This window comes from Helicobacter sp. 23-1044 (assembly GCF_053654695.1).
In genome coordinates this window covers 39,356-56,931 of the sequence record NZ_JBSIUQ010000015.1, presented here as the reverse complement: position 1 = coordinate 56,931, position 17,576 = coordinate 39,356, and the positions used below count along the sequence as shown (strand labels likewise).

The following is a 17,576-nucleotide window of genomic DNA, read 5'->3' as shown; positions in this document are numbered from 1 at the left end:
CGTGTGAGATTCTGCGCATTTTGCAGAATCTAATTTATGGATTGCCACGATTTGCCTTTGGCAAGTCTCGCAATGACGGGATTTTTTAAGATTCTGCGATTCGCAGAATCTAAATGAAAAATTGCCAAAATCGCAGAATCTAAATTAGAATTACCCACCCCCTTAATCCCCCTCCGCAAGGGAGGGGGAACAAAAAGCAGATTCTGCGAATCGCACGAAAAACGCAGAATCTACCCTAAATCTCGCAGAATCTTCGCACAAATCTAGCGCAAATCATACCCCATCTAAAATCCCAAGTTCTTCGATTTTGGCGCGAATCGCTTCGTATTGGCGCAGTTTTATGTAGTTTTGCAAGTAGCTTTTTACCCAATATGGCACATTTTTGCTTGAACCCCAATTATTCACGCTTTGCTGACTTATGCCAATCATTTCGGCGAACTCTTTTTTGCTCAAATTTGCCCGTGCTAACAATATTTTTAACTCTTTTGCGCCTAGCGTTTCCATTGAAAAGCATATCAGCAAAAAATATTCCTAATTTAACGAAAATTATACTCTTTTGATTATATTTTAAGAAAATAATATAATCTTTTTAGTATATTTTAAGAAAAAATTAAGATTAAAACAATATAATTGCGTTTTTAATTTTATTTCACAAAGGGAAACTATGCAAAGGACAGATTCAAAGGCAAATGCGAAGGCGCAATCCAAATCCACAAACAAAAAAGACGAATTTTCAAAGCTGAAAATTTTGGCGTTGGAGCTAAAAAATATGCAGCTTCAACTGCTAAAAGATTTAAACAAAGGCGATTCATACAAAGCGAATCTTAACGCACGGGCAGCAAATATGGAATGTTAGGGATAAATTAAGGCGATTTGACTTAAATAAATTTATATTGCTAAACGCAAGTAAGTTTATAAGATTGCTATCAACTTTTTGATTTTTTATCAAAACTATGCTATATTTGCTAAATATTTTTTAAAATTAAGGAGCAAATATGAGCAAAAAACATTCATTTCAAACGGAAATCACGCAGTTATTGGACTTAATGATAAACTCTTTGTATTCAAACAAAGAGATTTTTTTACGCGAACTCATCAGCAACGCCTCTGACGCGCTTGATAAGCTAAACTACTTGACGCTTAGCGATGAGAAGTTTAAAAACATTGAGTTTAAACCCCAAATTACGATAAATTTCGATGAAAAAAAGGGCGTTTTGAGCGTTGAGGACAATGGCATAGGAATGAGTGAAAAAGAGCTAGTCGAAAATCTAGGCACGATTGCAAAAAGCGGGACAAAGAGCTTTTTAAACGCATTAAGTGGCGACAAAAAGAAAGATTCGGCACTCATCGGGCAGTTTGGCGTGGGATTTTATTCAAGTTTTATGGTGGCTTCCAAAGTCATCGTAACCTCCAAAAAGGCTTCAAATAAGGCAAAAGACGACAAAGCATTCGCTTGGATTAGCGATGGCAAGGGCGAATACGAAATCGGCGAGTGTTTAAAGGACGCATTTGGCACAAAAATCGAGCTTTATTTAAAAGATGATTGCAAAGAGTTCGCAAATCGATGGCGAATCGAAAACCTAGTCAAAAAATACTCCGACCACATCGCATTTCCTATCATTTTGAATTACGAATCAACCGAAACAATCGCAGAATCTAACACAGATTCTGCGAATGATTCAAACAAAGATTCTGCAAAAAAAGAAAAAATCGTGCAAAAATCTGAGCAAATCAACAAAGCAAAGGCACTTTGGAAAATCCCCAAAGCAGAGCTAAAAGAGGCTGATTATGTGGAGTTTTATCAAAATTTAAGCCACGATAACACCGCACCACTAGCCCACATTCACACCAAAGTTGAGGGCAATTTGGAATATACGACACTCTTTTTTATCCCCGCACGCGCGCCTTTTGACCTATTTCGCGTGGATTATAAAAGTGGCGTGAAACTCTATGTAAAGCGCGTTTTTATCACGGACAACGACAAAGAATTGCTCCCGCAATACTTGCGATTTGTGCGTGGAATCATCGACAGCGAGGACTTGCCACTAAATGTGAGCCGTGAGATTTTGCAACAAAACAAAATTTTGGCAAATATCAAAAGCGCGAGTGTGAAAAAGATTTTGGGCGAAATTGAAAAACTATCAAAAGACACCGAAAAATACAAGATTTTTCACAAAGAGTTTGGAAAACTGCTAAAAGAGGGGCTTTATAGCGATTTTGAAAACAAAGAAAAATTGCTAAATCTCTGCCGATTCACCACCACAAAGGGCGATTTTGTCGCACTAGCGGACTACAAAGCAAATGCCAAAAATGACAACATTTATTATCTAATGGGCGCGGATTTGGAGCTACTAAAAAGTTCTCCATTGCTTGAAAAATACAAAAAAGATGATATTGAAGTTCTGCTTTTAAGCGATGAGATTGATAGCTTTGTGATGCCAAGTGTAGGCGAATTTGAGGGATTGCAGTTTAAAAATATCGCAAATGAAACTAACGATGAGATTGATGAATCCACAAAAGCAGAATGGACGAGTTTTTTGGAGGAAGCCAAAAAGATTTTGGGTGAAAAAGTCGCCGAAGTTAAACTCTCAAATCGCCTTGATAAATCCCCTGTGTGCGTCATTTCAAAGGAATCAAATCCAATGATGGAAAATCTAATGCGCCAAATGGGACAGGAATACAAAGAGGAAGCACCAAACTTTGAGATTAACCCACAGCACGAGATTATCGCTAAATTAAAGGCGTTAGATTCTGAGCAAAAACGCGCGGATTTGATTCACCTGCTCTTTGATAGCGCGAAACTGCTTGAAAAAGGCAGTATAGAGGACGCGAATCTATTTAGCGAACGACTAAATAAGCTAATTATTTCTAGTATTTAGAGATAAATTTTTAAGCGATTCTGCGTGTGTAAGAAGCGTGGAATGTAGATTCTGCGAATTTGTGACATCTAAAAATCGCAGAATCTAAATAAAATCACAAAATCTAATAAAAATCGCAGAATCTGCGCTAGATTCTGCACTTTTGGGTAATTTTCGCGGAATCTAGCGAGAAATTTGGCAAATTTGGCAAGTTAGATTCTGCAAAATTATGCTAAAATTTCGCGTTTAAAATCTCAAACAAAGGACGCAAAATGCCACTTGTAACGATAAAATTAGCAAAGCCAGAATTGCCCAAAGCGCAAAAAGAGCAACTAATCGCCGACATTACCGAGCTACTCTCCACAAAATACGGCAAGGCAAAAGAGCGAATCGTAGTCTGCCTTGAATCAATCGAGCCTAGCGACATAGGATTTGGCGGAGTTAGCGTAGAGCAAATCAAAAAGCAAAGCACAAAAGCGAAAAAGTAGGATTTTAAATGAAAATCACAAGGGCGGATTTTTCTAATTTTTGTATTTTTACCAAAACTATAAAAATTGCGTTTGTCGCGTTAAGTGCGCTTTTTGTCGTGCTTTTAGCGATAAATTTTGCGCTAATAATTTATGCCAAAGATAATGCAAAAACTTCGCAAATTACGCTAGATGATTATGGAAGGGCAAAAATCGAGTTTGGAAAATGGGATTTTTTGCTTCGCTCAGGCAGTCTTTCAAAAGTTGAGTTAATTAGCGTTGCGTGGGAAAATGCAATAAATTCAAATGCCATAAAAATTACTTCCAATGCAAAGCGATTTATAAATTTTGAAAGCGCAAAGATGCCACCAAAAGGGGCGTATTTGGGAGAGGCAACCTATAAAATGAATTTTTCGCCATTGCTAAAAAATATTGTTATTTATTATTTTGCGATTTTGGGTGCGGTGCTTGGGATTTATCTCTTAATGTGCGTTATTTATAAATGCAAAATTAAGAGCGATTTTACGCGCTATCGCCAAATCTCGCATTATGCGATTTTGTCAATCGCCTTTTTGATTTGCGTTTTTGTGCCCTATCAACTTTGTAGCACGGATATTTCGCAGTTTGATTCTGCGTCTTTGAGGGCGGTGTTAAGTGCTCTTTTTGGCGTGTTTGTGCTTTGCAGTTTTGCGGCGATTTATTTAATTAGTTTTATTCCAAAGCAGTTTTTAAACGCTGTGGCGTTTGTTTTAAGTGTAATTTTATTTAGTGGAATTGTGCATAGTTTTATTTTGGTGGGCGATTATGGCGCGATGGATAGATTTTTCTTACAGATTCCACCTGCAAATAATGGAGCGCAAATCTTTGAATTTATCGCTGTTGTGCTGTTTGGAAGCGCAGTAATTGCGTTATTGCTGAAACATTTAAAGCGCCCAATGCAAATAATTTTTGCCACACTTTTGGTGGTAAGTGCGATAAATGCGGTGTGGATTTTAGATTCTGCAAATCACACTAAAATCGCAGAATCTAGCGTAGATTCTGCGATTCCCCCCCCCCCAATTTGCTAATCGCAGAATCTAACTCGCTTACAAAATCTCCTCTTTTTTCCTATTCCAAAACTCAAAAAAATATCGTAATTTTTATGTTAGATATGTTTAGCGGGTCGCATACGCCTTATATTTTGGAGAGATTTCCGCATTTTAAAATCGCGCTAGATGGTTTCACGCTTTTCCCAAACTCCATTTCCGGCGCAAATGCTACGATTTATGCGATGCCTTCAATCATTGGTGGAGAGCATTACACTATCTATAATATGAATGCGCGGGGCGAAAATCACGCATTAGCCGAAGCGCAAGCGTATAAAGATATTGGTTTGGCATTTGCAAATGCTTTGTATGAGCCTAGTTTCCTAATGTATGGAATTGCAAAGAGAGATTTGCTAATCGCAGAATCTAAACTATTTTGGTTTGATAACTATGAGCCTTTTAGGCAATATTTTTTAAGCAAACATCCGCATTTAGAGCGTTTGCTAGATGATGCGAAGCATTATGATTTAGTAAAAATGTTAAGTTTTGGGGTGTTTAAATTCGCCCCAAAGATTTTTCGCAAAAATATTTATAATGATGGCTTGTGGCTACAACAACAAGGCAAGATAGATAAAAATTCGGTCATTACACACATTGCGCCATTTTACGCAAATACTCACATAGTAAATGCAAATGCAAACAAAGCGACTTTTAAATTTATCCACAGCAATATGACACACGCGCCTTTTGGCATTTATTTTAACGGCACGGAATGCGAGTATTTGCAAAATAACACCATTTGGGAAAATACAAATCCACACATCCATTCAATGAAAAAGGGACGCTATTCTTACCAGCATTTTGATACTGAGATTTGTGCGTTGCAATATTTGACATATTATATTGAAATACTAAAAAAACTTAATATTTATGATAACACACAAATTTTTATTGTAAGCGACCACGCTGGGGATGATAGCTTTAATATGCCTAGATTGGTGCCAAGAGCAATTGGTGCTGATACGCTGTTTTTGTTTAAAGATTTTAACGCAAAAGGTGCGCTAAAAATTGATAATCGTTTGGTGGCAAATTATGACATTGCTAGTATTTTTTGCGCGAATTTACCAAATGGATGTCCAAAAGTTAGCAAAAATATTTTGCAACATTATCCTAAAAATCGAAAGATAATTCACGCGCGACCAGGCGATGATTTTAATATCCACAAGCCAAATCTTTGGTTTATACAAAGGGCGTATAAAGTCAGCAAAAGTATTTATGGCGCGGAAAATTGGGCGGATGTTAGCGATTTGGAAAATGGAATTGTCAATGCAAAAAAATAGCATTTAAAGCATTTTTGTGTAAAATACAAAACTTTATTTTAAAAACTAGGAGCGATTTGAAATGGATATGAATAGAGTTAGCGCGATTAGCGAGTTTTTTAAGTTTTGCAAGGACAACGAAGCTGAGTTTGTGGGCTTTCGATTTACCGACATTAAAGGCACTTGGCGACAAATCACTTTTAGCATTAGCGAAGTAAATGATGAGAGTTTCAAGGGAATCCCTTGTGATGCGAGTTCTGTGGCGGCGTGGCAGCCCATCGACAAATCCGATATGCTTCTTATCCCCGACCCCGTGCGATATTTTTTAGACCCATTTAGCGCGGATACCACGGTCATCGTGTTTTGCGATATTTGGGATATTTACAAAAACGAGCCTTATGAAAAATGTCCGCGAAGCATTGTCAAAAAGGCAATGGAGTTTGTGAAAAAGGAAAATATCGGCGATGTGGTGTATTTTGGACCTGAAAATGAATTTTTTATGTTTGATAGCATAAAAATCAAAGATTCAATCAACTGCCAATACTACGAGATTGACACCGAAGAGGGCGAGTGGAATCGCAATAGAGAGTTTGATGGGAGCGTAAATATCGGGCATAGAAGCGGGACAAAGGGCGGATATTTTGCGCTGCCACCGATTGATTCGAGCAACGACATTCGCGCCGAAATGGTAAAAGTGCTAAATCAAGTCGGCATAGAAGCATACTTGCAACACCACGAAGTAGGACAGGCTCAGTGCGAAATCGGCGTGAAATTTGGCGATATGCTGGAAGCCGCCGACAATGTCCAAAAGCTAAAATATGTCGTAAAAATGGTAGCGCACCTAAATGGCAAAACCGCAACTTTTATGCCAAAGCCCCTATTTGGCGACAATGGAAGTGGAATGCATGTGCATATTAGCATTTGGAAAGGCAAGAAAAATCTCTTTGCAGGGGACAAGTATCAAGGTTTAAGCGACTTTTCGCTTTATTTTTTAGGCGGAGTTTTAAAGCACGCACGAAGCATTGCCGCTTTTACAAATGCTAGCACAAACTCATACAAACGCCTAATACCGGGCTTTGAAGCACCCAGCATTTTAGCCTACTCTGCGCAAAATCGTAGCGCAAGTGTTCGAATCCCATACAATAGTGGCGAAAAAAGTAAGCGCGTGGAGTTTCGCTTCCCAGATAGCTCTAGCAATCCGTATTTGGCGTTTGCCGCGCTACTAATGGGCGGAATTGATGGAGTGAAAAATAAGATTCACCCCGGAGAGCCTATGGATGTGAATTTATTTAAGCTAACCCTTGATGAAATCCGCGACAAAGGCATTATCCAGCTGCCACACACTTTGCGAAGTGCGATTGAGGAAATGCTAGCTGATAGGGAGTTTTATAAGCAAGGTGGCGTGTTTAGCGAGGAATTTTTGCAAACTTATAAGGCGTATAAGTTTAAGGCGGAGATTTGGCCGTGGGAGGCGAGACCGCATCCGTTTGAGTTTGTGAGCACATATTCGTGCTAGTTGAGTGCAATTTGTATTTTACAAATTATGCAAAATCTCCCCCTCCCAAATGTGCGCGGGGGATTAAGGGGGCGGGTTAAATTAGATTCTGCGTTTTTTGTGCGGGATTCTGCGAATCGCAGAATCTAATAAATAAAAGACAAAATTCGCAGAATCTAGCGCAAAAATCAAATAAAATTCGCAGAATCTGCGCTAGATTCTGCGATTCGTGCTACAATTACAATTTTATTTTAGATAAAAGGACACATTTTGAATTCTACTTATAATCCCCCCCCCGAAGCAAAAATCAGCGAGAAACCTACGAAAATCCCGCAGGGACGCTATTTATCATTATCCCCATTTATAATGTTGCGCCGTATTTAGGGGAGTGCCTAGACTCGATTGCCGCGCAGACTTATGGCAATTTTAGGGCGATTATGGTGGATGATTGTAGTAGCGATGATTCAGCGAAAATCGCCACGCAATACACGAAAGATGAGCGATTTATCTTGCTTCAAAAGCAATGCAATGAAGGTCTAGGGATGGCGCGAAACACGGGATTAGATTATGTTTTTACTTCGCTAAATCCGCAAGGTAGCGATTATATCGGGTTTGTCGATAGCGATGATGTCGTGGCGTGCGACTATTACGCGAATCTAATCTTTTGTTTAGAAGCGCACAAGGGCATTTCGGTGGCAAAGAGTTTTAATGTGATTCGCTTTAATGATAGCGATTACAAAAAGTCGATTTTTGCCTACCGCGCGAGAAAATCAAAGGGTGGCATCACCGCAAAAGGTAGCAAAATCGCTTCGTGGTTAATGCTCTGTCGTGCGGAGTTTTTAAGGGATTTGCGCTACTCAAATGCCCGCTTGGGCGAGGATATCACCTTTGGCAATATCATCAATGCACTCTCAAATAAAGTCGCTTACACTCGCACAGCACGATATTTCTACCGCCAAAGAGAGGGTTCGCTAATGAAACTTTGGCGGTATTCAAATGATGAGCAGTTGCGTAATTTTGCGTATATGCTAGGCGAGTTTGCGCGACTGAAATTGCTTGAAGCAAATGAGATAAAGACGGATTTGGTGGAGAATGTGGGCGATGAGTATTTTGGTAGGTTGCAAAATATCGTGCGGGGGTATAATTTTAGCGAGGCGATTTATAAGCGCAATCCAAATTTACGGACAATCGCAGAATCTAGCGATTACGCGGAGTTTCGCGCAAAACTAAAAGTGCCTTTTGGGAGGAAAATCCGCCAATATTTTCGCATTGATATACGGATTCGCAGAATCTTCGTGAAATTATTTGGCAAAACGATAATTGATAAGCGGTGGTGAGATTTTTGCGGTGAATTCTACGGAAATTTGCTTTTAGATTCTGCGAATCAGCAAAAATGCCAAATCTTACGCTAGATTCTGTGTTTTTGGCGTGATTTGTAGAATCTAGCAATGACGAATTTTTTTCGTGTGAGATTCTGCGTTTCTCGTAAAAATCGCAGAATCTCGCACAAAATTTGCAGAATCTAATGCAAAAAAGTGCAAAAAAGCACGCATTTCGCAGAATCTGCCAAAGATTTTTGCATTTAGATTCGCATTTGATTTAGCTCACAAACCCACTATTTCTTTTAGCTTCTCTACCACCTTTACCATCGCCAAAGTGTCTAATTCGCAGTATTTTAAAAGTGCGTTGCGATAGGATTCGCGTGTGGATTCGTCCATAAATTTTAGGCGCGGAAACGCCTCATTTGCCTCGCCTCCATTGTGAATCAAATCCAAATCTTTATACGCATTTGCCATCTCTGGCACAAGCGCGGGAAGCACCGCCTTTATCGAATAGCTCCCATTCATCGCGTAGTGATAGTAGGATTTTTGCGCAAATGGCGTCATCAAATCCGCCACATTTGCCACAAAGCCCTCCAAAACCTCCGCATATTGCGGAAAAATCAACCCCAAATTTTTCATCACGCCTTTTTCAAAACTCGCATTATACGCCAAAATAAACGCACCTTGCGGGATATTTTGCACTAGCGACTTTGCCAAAGCACCACGCGGGTCGCCATTTGCGTCCGCCAAAAACTCCCTATGCTCCAAGCGCGAATCGCCATAATCGATATGCAGTGAGTATTGAAACGGCACTTGCATATACGGACGCTCACCATCAAAGCTAGGCACGGCTTCCGTGAAACTCTCAAAATCCAAATGATAGATAGGATAGCGCAGTGTGGCTAAAAATGCGCAAATCGCGTCCTTGTCGATATGAATCTTGCGCTCCAAAGCGCACTCAATCTGCAATCTCTGCTTGTCGTTAAATGCGCCAAAATCCCTAATGTCGCCAAAATCCACAATGCCACTATGATAGAGCGCGAATTTTTTGCGCGAATCTAATCGCGAAATGTCAAAAACGCTATTTTCTTTTGGGATTGCGCCAAAGCACACGCCCTTAAAATCGCACGAATATGGATTATCGCAATGCGAATCGATGGCGATTTGTGGCGGATTTGCGCTTGTTAGGATTTGCTCAAATCGCGTGAGATTTTGCTCCACTTCGCTTTGCTTGGCAATTACGGATTTTAGGCAGTCGATTTTGCAAAAGAGTTTTTCTAACTCCAAATCCCCGCTCCGCTCGTAATCCCTATTTATATGCACCAAATTCGCGCCTACGACTTCAAACTCACGCACCGCATTTGACAACACAAAGTATTGAATCGCCAAATCATCGATATGCACGGGCTTTACGCCTGTGCTACTTTTGACTTCGTTGATGATTAGTCCGCGCTCTGTGATTTGCAAAATGTCTATCATCACCAAAATGCCATTGTGCGCGAAAGTCGCCTCTGCGATTGATTTTGCGCCATTTTTGATGAGCGAATCTGTCTGCGCGATTTTTTGTGCGAAATCACTTGAATCAAAGTCGATTTTATCCTTGCAGTCAAATAGTTTTAGCGCAAGTGCGCCCACTTCAACGCCACTGCCAAACCTTGCTAATTGCGAATCGCTCAGGCTATCTTGCAATTCGCGCTTATATTTATAAAGCCACAGCGACTTTTCACACTGAACGCCGCGCAAATATTGCGATTTGGAGAGATTTAGATTCATAACAAACTCCCATTTAAAAAAATGGAATTATAATGAGATTTTTTTGAAATTAAGTCTTTTAAAATCGCACAAAATGCCTAAATTTTATCGCCATAAAAATACGCACCAAACCAAAAATTGCGACATTCGGTAACTTTACAACTTTTAGCCGTATTTGGTTTATCTAAATGCGCGTATTTTTCTCGCACCTCATTGCCAATCTCGCTATTTTCGCTAAAATCAAAATTTAAATTTTTAGCATTTTTTATGATGATAGTCTGCCCCATAAATTCGCCCCTAACTTCGCTACCTTGCTCATAAATAAACCCTATGTGTAAGTAGTCTTTGCCACTTGAATCTATGCAAAGATAATGCAAAACTTCGCCATTATGTCCTTTGATTTTGGGATTTATTGGGATTTTGGTGCTATCGGCGTTAAATGCAAAATCCTCGCCCGTCTTTACTTTTTTGTGAATTGCTTTTAAAATCGGTTTGCCATTAAAACAGGCTTGGCATTTTTGATTTTCGTAAAATCCACTTACGCTATGTATCCACGCCCATTTTGCGTTTTGCAAATATTCGCCCTGTCCTTCGATTCGCAATAAAAATTTTGGTGAATCTTGCATTTTTTAATCCTTGATTTTTAAAATAAAGCGAAATTATAATTTTTCGCCACTTAAATAATCTTTAATAAATATTCGCAGAATCTACTTTATTTATTTCATAGATTCTGCGTTTTTAAATGCGAGATTCTGCGTTTCAAACAAATCGCAGAATCTCCCACTTTTATTTCCTTTATTTCCCCATTCTTGCCTTTTTGCGCTTTTCTGCTGCCTCCCATCGCCTTTTTTGCTCATCTGTCTCTGGCACAAGTTTCTCAATCTCAAAAGGCGCGCCATCGGGGTCAAGTGCTACCATCGTAAAATAGCTCGTGTTTGTGTGCGTGGCGGTGCGATTTTTAATATCCTCTGCGACGACTTTTATGCCGACTTCCATCGAACTTTTGCCCGTGTAATTGACATTTGCAAGAAATGTAACCAAATTGCCGATTGGGATTGGGTGCTTGAAGCTGATATTATCCACATACACGGTTACCACATCCACGCCACAATAGCGCGTGGCACACGCATACGCCACTTGGTCAAGCATCCTCATAAGATGTCCGCCGTGCACCACACCGCTAAAATTTGAGAGCTCAGGCGTCATCAAAATCGTCATACTAAGCGACTTTCTATCAAATACATTTTCCATTTTTATCCTTTGTGATTTAAAAATCTAAAAATATATCTTTTGTGCCTTTAAGATTTGCTAAAATCGCATTTTTTAATGCGGAAATTTGCAAATTTGTAAAGATTTTTTACTATAATTGCACTTTTATTTTGGCAAAGGGAGTTTATGAAACACATTTTATTCACGGGAGCGGCGGGTTATATCGGCTCTCACACGGCGTTGGCGTTTTTGCAAAATAGCGATTGTAAGATTACAATTATTGATAATTTACAAAGCGGATTTATGGAGAATGTGGCGTTTTTGGAGCGCGACTTTAGGGAGCGAATCGAATTTATCCAAATGGATTTGGGCGATTTAGGCGCGGTGGCAAATCTCTTTAAAATGCACAAATTTGATGCGGTAGTGCATTTTGCAGCGTCCTTAATCGTCCCTGAATCTGTCGCAAAACCGCTTTTATATTACAGCAACAACACCAAAAATACGCTAAATCTAATCGCACATTGCGTTAAATGTGGCGTCAATCGCTTTATTTTTAGCTCAACGGCTGCCGTTTATGGAGAGCCAAAAATCGTGCCGGTAAGCGAAGATTCGCCACTTCTCCCCATAAATCCCTATGGTGCGTCAAAAATGATGAGTGAAATGATTTTGCGCGACACAGCGATTGCAAATGCGGATTTTAGATTCGTAGCGTTGCGATATTTTAATGTGGCGGGGGCTTATCGTAACAATGACTACGCAAAAAAGCAAGGCATAGGGCAACGAAGCGCAAACGCCACGCATTTAATCAAAGTCGCGTGTGAATGCGCGGTAGGCAAACGCGAATCGATGAGCATTTTTGGCGATGAATACGCGACAAAGGACGGCTCGTGCATTAGGGACTACATTCACATTGATGACTTGGCAAATGCGCATTTAGGCGCATTCGAGTTTTTAGAAAATGGCGGGGCGAGTAGCATTTTTAATGTCGGCTACGGCAAAGGTTACAGCGTGAAAGAGATTGTAGAAAAAGTCAAAGAGATTAGTGGCGTGGATTTTAAAGTCATAATTGCCCCGCGCCGTGCGGGAGACCCTGCGGAGCTAATCTCAAATAATGCAAAAATTTTGGCGCAAACTTCGTGGCGTCCAAAGTTTGATGATATTGATTTTATCATCAAAAGTGCTTATTTGTGGGAGAAATGCTTAAAGGCATAGCGTGATTTTTGTTTTTTGTATTTTTATTTCATTTGTCATTTCGATTTTAATCATCAAATACGCCACGCACACGGGCAAAATGATGGATTTAGATTCAGCAAAAAAGCCCCAAAAAATGCACTTTGGCGACACTCCACGAGCGGGAGGCGTGGGGATATTTGTGGCATTTTGCGCCGGTGTGGTGCTTTGCGCCGTGCTTGGCGTGATAAATCAAAAATATATTTTGCTTTTAATCCCAAGTGCCCTTATTTTTTTAAGCGGATTTTGGGAGGATTTGAATCGCCCTTTAAGCCCAAAGATTCGCCTTTTGGTGCAATCGCTTGGCGTTTGTGTAGCGATGTTTATTTTCCCAAATTGCGTTTTGGTGGATATTGGATTTTCCCTGCCTTACGCCTTTGGCGTGGTTTGGACGCTGTTTTGTATCGTGGGCGTGGTAAATGCGATAAATATCATCGATGGATTCAACGGACTTGCAAGCGGATGTGCGATTTTGATATTTGGTAGCATTGCGGTTGTCGCATTTCTTGCGGGGCGAGGCGAGATTTGCACTATTTCGCTACTTATAATTGCGTGTATTGCGGGATTTTTCGTCCTTAATTTTCCAAAGGCAAAAATCTTTTTAGGCGATGGCGGGGCGTATTTAGTGGGATTTTTACTTGCATTTTTGCTAGTGATTTTGACGCAAGATTCAGCGCAGAATCTAGTGGCAGAGAGTTTGAAAAATGAAGTTTTCAATAGCAAAATCAGTGCGTTTTATGGACTTTGCATTGCGATTTATCCCGTGTTTGAGGTGATATTTTCGATTTGGCGGCGCAGGGTGCGTAAATCTAGCGCGATGCAACCTGACTCCATTCATCTTCACACGCTCATTTACCGCCGTATCACGCGCTCAAACGCCAAAACTTCGATGATGATTTGGGCGTTTAATGTGCCTTTTATTTTTCTGCCTATTTTTTGCTATAATAAAACGGCGATTTTACTCGCGCTCATCGCACTTTTTGCAATCTCATACATTGCGATTTATAGAAAAATTACGCATTTTAAGACGCGCATTTAAAGCGGATAATTTTAAAATACAAATACAAATACGCCAAAATAAATGCGCAAATTAGGGCGATTAGCACGATAACATTATCGTAAAACACGCTCCCTAGCGCAACAAAAGGCAGATTGAATACCCAAATAAAAAGAGAAGTTTTGTGATTTATCTTTGTGATTCGCCTAAAAATCAGCATATGAAAATGGATTGAATCAGGTTTCATCGCCGAGCGATTGCGCCAAAACTTTTTTCGCCAAATCGAAAATATCACTTCAAACACGGGATAAATCGCAATGCAAAGTCCATAAAACGCACTAATTTTGCTATTGAAAACTTCATTTTTCAAACTTTATCCACACCGCGCACTTAAATTCGCAGAATCTGCCTTTTGTCCCCCTCCATTGCGGAGGGGGATTAAGGGGGGTGGGTGGATATTGAACGCAGATTCTGCGTTTTTCGCACGAATCGTAGAAACTGTTTTAGATTGTCATATTGAGCGAAGCGAAATATCTCAAAAATAATCCGTCATTGCGAGTCCTTGCGATAGCAAGGCGAAGCAATCCGCAGGATTTGCGAACGCAGTGAAGCAACCATCCAAATCACGCGAATCCAAAAGGCGAATAAAATCAATATCCCAAAATTAAATCAATAAATCATTACATTTAGATTCGCCAAAAGTCAGCGATTCACGCTTGATTCACAAGTCCCCTAAATAGATTGCTTCGTTGTTTTCGCTTCGCTCAAACTGCTTCGCAATGACGATTCGGCGTAAATTCACAATAAATTGAAATAAATAAAAGCAATATTGCGATTATGGCTAGGGGTGTCATAATAAAATCGCTACTTTTTTCTACGACAATTATTTAATTGTTGCTTTGCTTGTTCTATGCGCTGATTTAAACGATTAAAACGAACATTATATCTGTCAGTCAAAACATTTATTTCTTGTGTTTCTCTAATTAATGTTTCATAAGGGTTTTTTCTTGGGTTGAACATCTGATTAGCTAATATTTCATTCACATATTTAGAATTTATAGCTTGTCTATTTGCATTATAATCATCTTTCAAATCTTCATATTGTCGAATCAGACTATTTAGCTCTTGCTCTTCATATCTACAATCCCTAGCCACAGCACAGCTTATCGCCACCAACGCTATCAAAATCAACTTTTTCATTTTTATCCTTTGAAAATTTTTAAGAGAAAATTCTATCTGCCCCCCCCCCCTTAAAGTTTTCTTAAAAACTAATTATTTTTTGATTTTTTATGCGAGATTCTGCGAAAAAGTGTAGAATTGTAACGATTTTAGCAAAAGATTCTGCGAAATACACAAATTCGCAGAATCTTATTTGGATTGCCACGAATGGACTTTATCCATTCTCGCAATGACGAGAAAAACTCACAAATTCGCAAGATTCACCCCCACCAAATTCGCAAGATTTAGCGTAAAATCTACCCGCCCCCTAGCCCCCTCCGCAAGGGAGGGGGAATTACTCGATTCAATCTCCGCAAGGGCGGGTGAATCTTTACGCTCAAATCCCACCAAATCAAACTTTTATCAAACTTTAATTTTTTATTGCCTACAATCACATTTTAATCACAAATTTATTTTTAAGGATTATTATGAAAAAAGCACTCAATTTAGGCGAATTCAAGCAAAAAATGGATAGCGCAATCATCATCGATGTCCGCGCACGGGGATATTTTCTAATCGACCACATAAAAGACGCCATAAATGTCGAATCACCCACGCGAATCGCCTTTATCGCGCAAGAAAACGCCGATAAAGACATCATTTTATACTGCCATCACGGCGTGACGGCGCGGGGCATCGCAGAGGCGTTAAACGCGCAAAATGTGTATTTTTTGGACGCAAATTTCAGCGACATCGTAAAATCTGGCATTGAAATTGTATTTTACAGCAAAAATTAGCGCAGATTCTGCGATTTGGTGGATGTGATGAGTGAAGCTTCAATCGCCCTGCGGGAGGCGTTTAAAAAGGATATTGAGATTCTCTTTGGCTATGTTTCTATGGGATTTTGCTGTGGTGTGTTGCTAAAAACTAGCGGATTTAGCGCGATTTACGCGCTTATTATGAGCGTATTTGTGTATTCTGGCGTAATGCAGTTTTTGGCAGTCAGCTTTTTTAGCGCACCTGCCACGCTTACAGCGTTACTAAATATTTTTTTAATCACACTTATTTTAAATTCTAGGCAGAGTTTTTACACGCTTATAATGCTTGAAAAGTTCCGTGCGATGGACTTTCGGCGGTTTTTAAATATCTTTTGGCTAACCGATGAAACCTTTGCGATTTTGAAAACCAAAAAGCCCAAATCAAACGCAAATCACTTTATATTTTTCGTGTCGTTTTTGAATTATATTTATTGGGGATTTGGTTGCGTTTTGGGCGCGGTGGTGGGCGGATTCATCACATTTGATACGCGTGGATTAGAGTTCATAATGACGGCAATTTTTGTGGTGATTTTTATCGACAATCTAAAAGCGATTCGCACAAAAAAGGGCTATACTCCCGCAATCATCGGCATTGCAACCGCGCTTTTTTGGCTTGTGGCAATCGGGGAGCAGTATTTTTTGCTAGTGGCACTAATAAGTAGCATTGCGATTTTGGGGCTTTGCTATCGCAAAAAGTGGGATTTGGGGATTGAATCGCATTTAGATTCAGGCGAATCTAGCTCAGATTCACACAAATCAAACACCGAATCGTCAGTGCAAAGCGAAACCGCTCCCATTTCGTCATTGCGAGAGAGCGAAGCGACCGAAGCAATCCAAAAATTCAGTAAAGATTCGGCACACGATTCGCACGAATCAAAGCGCGAATCCACCGCAAAATAGGGCGCAAAATGGACTTTAATATTTTGCTAATCATCGCAGTAATCGCCATAGCAAATCTCATCACGCGCTTTTTGCCTTACTTTCTAATGCCACGCACAATCCCGCCCTTTATCGCCTATATTTCACGCGCCTTGCCTAGCATAATCATCGCAATGCTAGTGATTTACTGCCTAAAAGGTACAAATCTATCCGCCCCAAACTACGGGCTAAAAGAGCTAATTAGCATCGCAGTAATCGCGCTTTTGCATTTAAGCCTAAAAATCCCAATCATCAGCATTTTAGGCGGTGTGGCGTCTTATATGATTTTAACGCAAGGCTTTGGGCTATGAGCGCGAATCGTGGCGCGAATCAAAATGCGGATTTTGGCACGAAAAAGAGCGCGAATCACAGCGCAAAAATGGGCGCGAATCTAATGTGCGATTTAAATGTGGCGATTTTTGGCGGTAGTTTTAATCCCCCACACAAGGGACATTGCGCGATTATCAAATCCGCGATTGAATGTGAATTTATTGATTTTTTAGTCATTTTGCCAAATTTTAAAAATCCTTTAAAACACGAATCTACGCCGTTTTTAAGCGATGATTTGCGCTTTGAGATATTAGAAACTATGGCGCAAAAAATCGCAAAATCAACCAACGCGACTTTTTACAAAAATCCGCCAAATCCGCAGAATCTAGCGAAAAATCTAACCCAAAATCACAAAAAAATCATTTTGTTATCAAACTTCGAGTCCGCGCGAAAAAAGCCAAACTTTGCAATCAAATCCATTTTGCATTTTAAAGAGCTTTATACGCCAAAAAACTTGTATTTTATCATCGGCGCGGATATTTTGAGCGAGTTATACAAATGGCACAAAATCGATGAAATCCGCCAAAATGCGCGATTCATAGTCGCCACGCGGGATAATATCCCAATCCCTAGCGAATTTTTGCAACTTCAAATCGATGAAAATATCTCATCGACAGAGATTCGCAATGCCAAAATTCAAAGCAAAAATGGCACGAATCTTGCAAAATAAATCTTAAA

The 17,576-nt window shown here is 39.8% G+C and carries 24 protein-coding genes; 16 read left to right on the top strand and 8 right to left on the bottom strand.

All coding sequences use genetic code 11. From position 1 onward, the window contains the following. Window positions 1–29 precede the first annotated feature (29 nt). A complete protein-coding gene (locus ACWIUD_RS11015) occupies window positions 30–158 on the bottom strand; it encodes a hypothetical protein (RefSeq protein ID WP_454149059.1) in 129 nt (42 codons plus the stop codon). 115 nt (window positions 159–273) lie between these two features. Beyond that, complete coding sequence (locus tag ACWIUD_RS11010) at window positions 274–522, bottom strand: helix-turn-helix domain-containing protein (RefSeq protein WP_454149057.1); 249 nt, start codon at window positions 520–522, stop codon at window positions 274–276. Window positions 523–664: 142 nt separating this feature from the next. Here ACWIUD_RS11010 and ACWIUD_RS11005 point away from each other — a divergent pair, with 142 nt between their 5' ends. From ACWIUD_RS11005 to ACWIUD_RS10970, 8 genes are all read left to right on the top strand, one after another. Then, a complete protein-coding gene (locus tag ACWIUD_RS11005) occupies window positions 665–856 on the top strand; it encodes a hypothetical protein (RefSeq protein ID WP_454149055.1) in 192 nt (63 codons plus the stop codon). A 139-nt stretch (window positions 857–995) separates the two neighbouring features. Beyond that, entirely contained in the window at window positions 996–2,879 is a 1,884-nt protein-coding gene (htpG, locus tag ACWIUD_RS11000; RefSeq protein ID WP_454149053.1) for a molecular chaperone HtpG, read from the top strand. 251 nt (window positions 2,880–3,130) lie between these two features. Beyond that, a complete protein-coding gene (locus ACWIUD_RS10995) occupies window positions 3,131–3,346 on the top strand; it encodes a tautomerase family protein (RefSeq protein WP_454149051.1) in 216 nt (71 codons plus the stop codon). Between the two features lie 8 nt (window positions 3,347–3,354). Beyond that, entirely contained in the window at window positions 3,355–4,392 is a 1,038-nt protein-coding gene (locus ACWIUD_RS10990) for a hypothetical protein (protein ID WP_454149049.1), read from the top strand. A gap of 74 nt (window positions 4,393–4,466) precedes the next feature. Next, window positions 4,467–5,690, top strand: coding sequence for a sulfatase-like hydrolase/transferase (locus ACWIUD_RS10985; RefSeq protein WP_454149047.1), 1,224 nt, complete (start codon window positions 4,467–4,469; stop codon window positions 5,688–5,690). Between the two features lie 67 nt (window positions 5,691–5,757). Continuing rightward, window positions 5,758–7,185 carry a type I glutamate--ammonia ligase gene (glnA, locus tag ACWIUD_RS10980; RefSeq protein WP_454149065.1) on the top strand — a complete coding sequence of 476 codons (1,428 nt, stop codon included), beginning with the start codon at window positions 5,758–5,760 and terminating at the stop codon, window positions 7,183–7,185. Next, window positions 7,186–7,314 carry a hypothetical protein gene (locus ACWIUD_RS10975; RefSeq protein WP_454149045.1) on the top strand — a complete coding sequence of 43 codons (129 nt, stop codon included), beginning with the start codon at window positions 7,186–7,188 and terminating at the stop codon, window positions 7,312–7,314. It abuts the gene before it with no gap. 197 nt (window positions 7,315–7,511) lie between these two features. Next, window positions 7,512–8,501 (top strand): glycosyltransferase family 2 protein, encoded by a 990-nt coding sequence (locus ACWIUD_RS10970; protein WP_454149063.1) that lies wholly within the window; start codon window positions 7,512–7,514, stop codon window positions 8,499–8,501. 267 nt (window positions 8,502–8,768) lie between these two features. On the opposite strand, the gene ACWIUD_RS10965 is transcribed toward ACWIUD_RS10970, so the two are convergent. The 3 genes from ACWIUD_RS10965 to ACWIUD_RS10955 all read right to left on the bottom strand — a co-directional run bounded on the left by ACWIUD_RS10965 (window position 8,769) and on the right by ACWIUD_RS10955 (window position 11,489). Continuing rightward, window positions 8,769–10,259 (bottom strand): DUF2779 domain-containing protein, encoded by a 1,491-nt coding sequence (locus ACWIUD_RS10965; RefSeq protein WP_454149043.1) that lies wholly within the window; start codon window positions 10,257–10,259, stop codon window positions 8,769–8,771. A gap of 77 nt (window positions 10,260–10,336) precedes the next feature. After that, on the bottom strand, window positions 10,337–10,864 hold the full coding sequence (locus tag ACWIUD_RS10960; RefSeq protein WP_454149041.1) for a hypothetical protein: 528 nt from the start codon (window positions 10,862–10,864) through the stop codon (window positions 10,337–10,339). Between the two features lie 169 nt (window positions 10,865–11,033). Continuing rightward, window positions 11,034–11,489, bottom strand: coding sequence for an acyl-CoA thioesterase (locus ACWIUD_RS10955; RefSeq protein WP_454136108.1), 456 nt, complete (start codon window positions 11,487–11,489; stop codon window positions 11,034–11,036). Between the two features lie 144 nt (window positions 11,490–11,633). Between ACWIUD_RS10955 and galE the strand changes: the two genes are divergently transcribed. Both galE and ACWIUD_RS10945 read left to right on the top strand, forming a co-directional pair. Then, window positions 11,634–12,659, top strand: a complete 1,026-nt coding sequence (gene galE / locus ACWIUD_RS10950; protein ID WP_454149039.1) for a UDP-glucose 4-epimerase GalE — start codon at window positions 11,634–11,636, stop codon at window positions 12,657–12,659. A 1-nt stretch (window position 12,660) separates the two neighbouring features. Then, on the top strand, window positions 12,661–13,716 hold the full coding sequence (locus tag ACWIUD_RS10945; protein ID WP_454149037.1) for a glycosyltransferase family 4 protein: 1,056 nt from the start codon (window positions 12,661–12,663) through the stop codon (window positions 13,714–13,716). Here ACWIUD_RS10945 and ACWIUD_RS10940 read toward each other — a convergent pair. Continuing rightward, window positions 13,700–14,044 (bottom strand): hypothetical protein, encoded by a 345-nt coding sequence (locus tag ACWIUD_RS10940; protein WP_454149035.1) that lies wholly within the window; start codon window positions 14,042–14,044, stop codon window positions 13,700–13,702. The two genes, ACWIUD_RS10945 and ACWIUD_RS10940, sit on opposite strands and share 17 nt — an antisense overlap. Between ACWIUD_RS10940 and ACWIUD_RS10935 the strand changes: the two genes are divergently transcribed. Beyond that, window positions 14,025–14,219, top strand: coding sequence for a hypothetical protein (locus ACWIUD_RS10935; RefSeq protein WP_454149033.1), 195 nt, complete (start codon window positions 14,025–14,027; stop codon window positions 14,217–14,219). The two genes, ACWIUD_RS10940 and ACWIUD_RS10935, sit on opposite strands and share 20 nt — an antisense overlap. Before the next feature lie 319 nt (window positions 14,220–14,538). Here the strand turns inward: ACWIUD_RS10935 and ACWIUD_RS10930 are convergent, their stop codons facing one another. Then, a complete protein-coding gene (locus ACWIUD_RS10930) occupies window positions 14,539–14,874 on the bottom strand; it encodes a hypothetical protein (RefSeq protein WP_454149031.1) in 336 nt (111 codons plus the stop codon). 89 nt (window positions 14,875–14,963) lie between these two features. Between ACWIUD_RS10930 and ACWIUD_RS10925 the strand changes: the two genes are divergently transcribed. Next, the gene (locus ACWIUD_RS10925; protein WP_454149029.1) at window positions 14,964–15,086 is read left to right on the top strand and encodes a hypothetical protein; all 123 of its coding nucleotides are present in this window, start codon (window positions 14,964–14,966) and stop codon (window positions 15,084–15,086) included. A 10-nt stretch (window positions 15,087–15,096) separates the two neighbouring features. Here the strand turns inward: ACWIUD_RS10925 and ACWIUD_RS10920 are convergent, their stop codons facing one another. Continuing rightward, window positions 15,097–15,243 (bottom strand): hypothetical protein, encoded by a 147-nt coding sequence (locus ACWIUD_RS10920; RefSeq protein WP_454149027.1) that lies wholly within the window; start codon window positions 15,241–15,243, stop codon window positions 15,097–15,099. 77 nt (window positions 15,244–15,320) lie between these two features. Between ACWIUD_RS10920 and ACWIUD_RS10915 the strand changes: the two genes are divergently transcribed. From ACWIUD_RS10915 to ACWIUD_RS10900, 4 genes are read left to right on the top strand one after another with little or no spacing between them, the layout of a single operon-like run. Beyond that, window positions 15,321–15,629, top strand: coding sequence for a rhodanese-like domain-containing protein (locus ACWIUD_RS10915; RefSeq protein WP_454149025.1), 309 nt, complete (start codon window positions 15,321–15,323; stop codon window positions 15,627–15,629). Window positions 15,630–15,656: 27 nt separating this feature from the next. Beyond that, window positions 15,657–16,550, top strand: coding sequence for an AzlC family ABC transporter permease (locus ACWIUD_RS10910; RefSeq protein WP_454149023.1), 894 nt, complete (start codon window positions 15,657–15,659; stop codon window positions 16,548–16,550). Window positions 16,551–16,558: 8 nt separating this feature from the next. Further along, window positions 16,559–16,879, top strand: a complete 321-nt coding sequence (locus tag ACWIUD_RS10905; protein ID WP_454149021.1) for a branched-chain amino acid transporter permease — start codon at window positions 16,559–16,561, stop codon at window positions 16,877–16,879. Then, window positions 16,876–17,568 (top strand): nicotinate-nicotinamide nucleotide adenylyltransferase, encoded by a 693-nt coding sequence (locus ACWIUD_RS10900; protein WP_454149019.1) that lies wholly within the window; start codon window positions 16,876–16,878, stop codon window positions 17,566–17,568. Before ACWIUD_RS10905 ends, ACWIUD_RS10900 begins: the two co-directional genes overlap by 4 nt. The last annotated feature ends 8 nt before the right edge of the window (window positions 17,569–17,576 follow it).